The following is a 3,654-nucleotide window of genomic DNA, read 5'->3' on the forward strand; positions in this document are numbered from 1 at the left end:
AGCGCCCGCCGTTCAGGCCGCCACCGCCGCCGCCGACGCGAACGAGGCCGCCACCGACGCGGCGATCGCCAACGGGCAAGGCCCCGCCTCCACCACCGGCTCGCCGGCGGGTGATCGCTGATGCCGCGCGCGTCCGTCGTCCCGGCCGAGATCGCCCGGCTGCCATGGGGCGTGCTGTTGCTGACGTTCGCGATCGGCGCGTTCGGACTGGTCGTGCTGTATTCGGCGGCGGGCGGCAGCCTGCGGCCCTGGGCGCTGCCGCAGGGGGTCCGCTTCGTCGTCTTCCTTGCCGGCGCGGCGGCGTTGTCGCGGGTGCCGGCGCGGATCTGGCGCTCGGGCTCGCTGCCCGCCTATGGCGTGCTGGTCCTCCTCCTCCTGTTCGTCGAGCTGCTCGGCAGGGTGAGCGGGGGCAGCCAGCGGTGGATCAGCCTCGGCGTCTTCAATCTCCAGCCGTCCGAGCTGATGAAACCGGCGATCGTGCTGGCGATGGCGCGCTTCTACGACATGCTGCCGCCCAGCCGGACGCGTGCGCTCGCCTCGCTGCTGCCGGCGGGACTGATGATCGGCGTGCCCGCCGGGCTCATCATGCTCCAGCCGGACCTCGGGACCGCGCTGATGGTGTCGGCGGGCGGGGTGACGGTGATGTTCCTGGCGGGCGTGCCGCTCTGGCTGTTCGGCGCCGCGGCGGTGGCGATGCCGATCGTCGGCACGCTGGCGTTCAGGTTCGTGCTGCACGATTATCAGCGCAACCGCATCCTGATCTTCCTCGATCCCGAGAGCGATCCGCTGCGCACCGGCTATCACATCACCCAGTCCAAGATCGCGATCGGATCGGGCGGCGTCTGGGGCAAGGGGTTCCTGAACGGCACGCAGAACCACCTGGACTATCTGCCCGAGGGGCATACCGACTTCGCGCTGGCGACGATGATGGAGGAATGGGGCTTCGTCGGCGGGTGCGCGCTGATCCTCGGCTTCATGCTGCTGGTGCGCTGGGGCGTCCGGGTGGGCCAGCGGGCGCAGACCCGGTTCGCGCGGCTGGCCGCGGCGGGGCTCGCGACGACGATCTTCTTCTACTTCGCGATCAACATGGCGATGGTCATGGGCCTTGCCCCCGTGGTCGGCGTGCCGCTGCCGCTCGTCAGCTTCGGCGGTTCGGCGCAGATGACGGTGCTGTTGTGCATCGGCATCCTGATGTCGCTGGACCGCGACCCCGGTCAGGCGACGCGCTGGTAGCCTCGGCCGCCGATCGCCCGCCGGCGCAGCAGCGCCACGACCAGCAGCGCGGCCGCGACCGCGACGGTATCGGTGATCCAGTCCATGACGTCGCAGTCGCGGTGCAGCGCGGGGATCGACTGGAACACCTCGATCAGCGCCCCGACGAACGACAGCCGCTCGCCCAGCCGCAGCAGCGGCGTGCCCGGCCAGCCCTCCGCCGCCAGGACGCCGAGCACGACGAAGGCGAGGCTATGCTGCGCCTTGTCGTTGATCTCCGCCACGTTCGGCGGATGCGGGACCAGCGCCATGACCAGCGCGACCGACAGGGCGGCGACGAACAGCAGGCGGACCGTTGGCGCGCGGCGACTTGGGCTCATCGGGAAGGCTCCGGATCGGAGGAAACGACGGCAGGCGCAGCTGGGCTCGCGCCAGGGACCCGACGATCAGGAGTAAGGCGAGCCATGTCCATGCCGATCGGTAGCGCGCGGAGGACTTCGGGTCCCCCGCTTGCAGGCGAGCACGTTGGCCCGCTGAGCACTTGTTCGTCAAGTCGCCAGTCCTGCAAGCATCCGTACTCCCGCAGGCATCCGGCGATCGGGCGGCTTGTCGCGGGCGGGACGATCGCTTACGGCACGGGAGGGGAAAAGAGCATGACGGACTGGCTGCGAAGCCTCGGCACGACGCTTGGCGATGTCTTCTCGCCGCACGGCCCGGCGATGCCGGCCGCCGCGCACAGCTATGCGCCGGGCGATGTCAGCATCCATTTCCTCCTCCAGCTGGCGATCATCCTTGCCGCCTGCCGCATCGTCGGCTGGCTCGGCACGCGGCTGCTCGGCCAGCCGCAGGTGGTGGGCGAGATGATCGCGGGCGTGGTGCTGGGGCCGTCGCTGTTCGGGTTCCTGCTGCCCGGACCTCAGGCCGCGATCTTCCCCGCGGCCACGCGCAACACGCTTTACGCCGGCGCGCAGCTCGGCGTGGGGCTCTATATGTTCCTGGTCGGCACCACGCTGCGGCTCGACCAGCTGCGCGCGCGGGTGCGCGATGCGGCGGCCGTGTCGATCGCGGGCATCGCCGCGCCGTTCGCGGTCGCGCTGGTGGTGGCGCCGCTGCTGCTCGGCATCCCGGGGCTTTTCTCGCCCGGCGTCGGGCGGACCGGCGCGACGCTGTTCCTGGGCGCCTGCATCGCGCTCACCGCCTTTCCGATGCTGGCGAGGATCATCGACGAGCGCGGGCTGGCGGACTCGTCGCTGGGCACTCTGTCGCTCACGGCGGGAGCGTTCGACGATGTCTGTTCGTGGTGCGTCCTGGCGATCGTGCTGGCGACGTTCGGCGGCGGCCCCGGCGTCGCGATCCTGGCGATCGGCGGCGGGGCGGCCTGGACCGCCGCCGTCGCGCTGTTCGGGCCGCGCCTCTTCGCGCCGCTTGCGCGCCGGGTGGAGGCGGCGGGCGAGATCAGCCACCCGCAGCTCGCGGCGGTGCTGATCGCCTTTGCCGTGTCGGCCTTCCTGATGGACGCGATCGGGATCCATGCGATCTTCGGCGGTTTCCTGATGGGCGCCGCGATGCCGCGCGGACCGTTCGCCACCGAGATCAGGCGCAAGCTCGAACCGCTCGCCGTCGTGCTGCTGCTGCCGATGTTCTTCACCTATTCGGGCCTGAACACGCGGCTCGACACGGTGAACTCGCCGGGCCTTCTGCTGATCGCGATCGGCCTGCTCGTCGCCTCGATCCTCGCCAAGGGCGGCGCCTGCTACCTCGCCGCGCGGGTGGCGGGCGAGGACAACCGGACCGCGCTCGGCATCGGCGCGTTGATGAACTCGCGCGGGTTGATGGAGCTCATCATCATCAACATCGGCCTGCAGAAGGGTATCATCGGCCCGGGGCTGTTCGCGATGCTGGTGCTGATGGCGATCGTGACGACGATGATGGCGAGCCCGCTGTTCGAGCTGTTCTACGGCCGCGCAGCCCGCGCCAGCGGCGAACTGGCGGCCCTGGCGAGATAGGGCGCCGGCTTGCCGGCCGCGCCGGGGTCCGCAGAGACGTCCGCAGAGACGACCGTGCTGGCGTGACGGCCCGCTCCGCGCGATAGAGGGGCGATGCGCCGCCTGTCGCCTCCCACCCTCCTCGCCATCGCCGCCGGCCTGGCCGCGTCGGGACCGGGTGTGGCCGGCCAGGTCGCGCCCGCAGGAGTAGCCGCCGCCGCGCTGCCGCCCTCGCCCGCCGACCTGTTCGGCGAGTTGTTCGACCGGGTGCAGCGATCCCGCCTGTTCCCCGACAGCAAGACATTCGCCGACGCCGTGCCGCGGCGCGCGCCGGACGCGATCATGGCCGCGTACCGCCGCGAGCGGCCGGGCGGACTCGCCGATCAGGGCTTCAGGACCGGCGCTCATGATGCCGATGGAATCATAAAACCAGCGATTTGCGGCGACTTTTTTTGTC

The 3,654-nt window shown here is 71.0% G+C and carries 3 protein-coding genes and 1 pseudogene; 3 read left to right on the forward strand and 1 reads right to left on the reverse strand.

The features are described from left to right. Positions 1-120: 120 nt before the first annotated feature. A complete protein-coding gene (gene rodA, locus HUU95_RS10825) occupies positions 121-1,233 on the forward strand; it encodes a rod shape-determining protein RodA (protein ID WP_174280122.1) in 1,113 nt (370 codons plus the stop codon). On the opposite strand, the gene HUU95_RS10830 is transcribed toward rodA, so the two are convergent. Then, the gene (locus tag HUU95_RS10830; RefSeq protein WP_174280123.1) at positions 1,215-1,592 is read right to left on the reverse strand and encodes a hypothetical protein; all 378 of its coding nucleotides are present in this window, start codon (positions 1,590-1,592) and stop codon (positions 1,215-1,217) included. The genes rodA and HUU95_RS10830 overlap by 19 nt on opposite strands. A gap of 273 nt (positions 1,593-1,865) precedes the next feature. Here HUU95_RS10830 and HUU95_RS10835 point away from each other — a divergent pair, with 273 nt between their 5' ends. Next, positions 1,866-3,218 carry a cation:proton antiporter gene (locus HUU95_RS10835; RefSeq protein ID WP_174280124.1) on the forward strand — a complete coding sequence of 451 codons (1,353 nt, stop codon included), beginning with the start codon at positions 1,866-1,868 and terminating at the stop codon, positions 3,216-3,218. Between the two features lie 93 nt (positions 3,219-3,311). Then, positions 3,312-3,654 (forward strand): annotated as a pseudogene (locus HUU95_RS10840) (hypothetical protein); the annotation flags it as partial.

The organism is Sphingomonas bacterium (assembly GCF_903643065.1).
In the GTDB taxonomy this organism is placed as follows: Bacteria; Pseudomonadota; Alphaproteobacteria; order Sphingomonadales; family Sphingomonadaceae; genus Sphingomonas.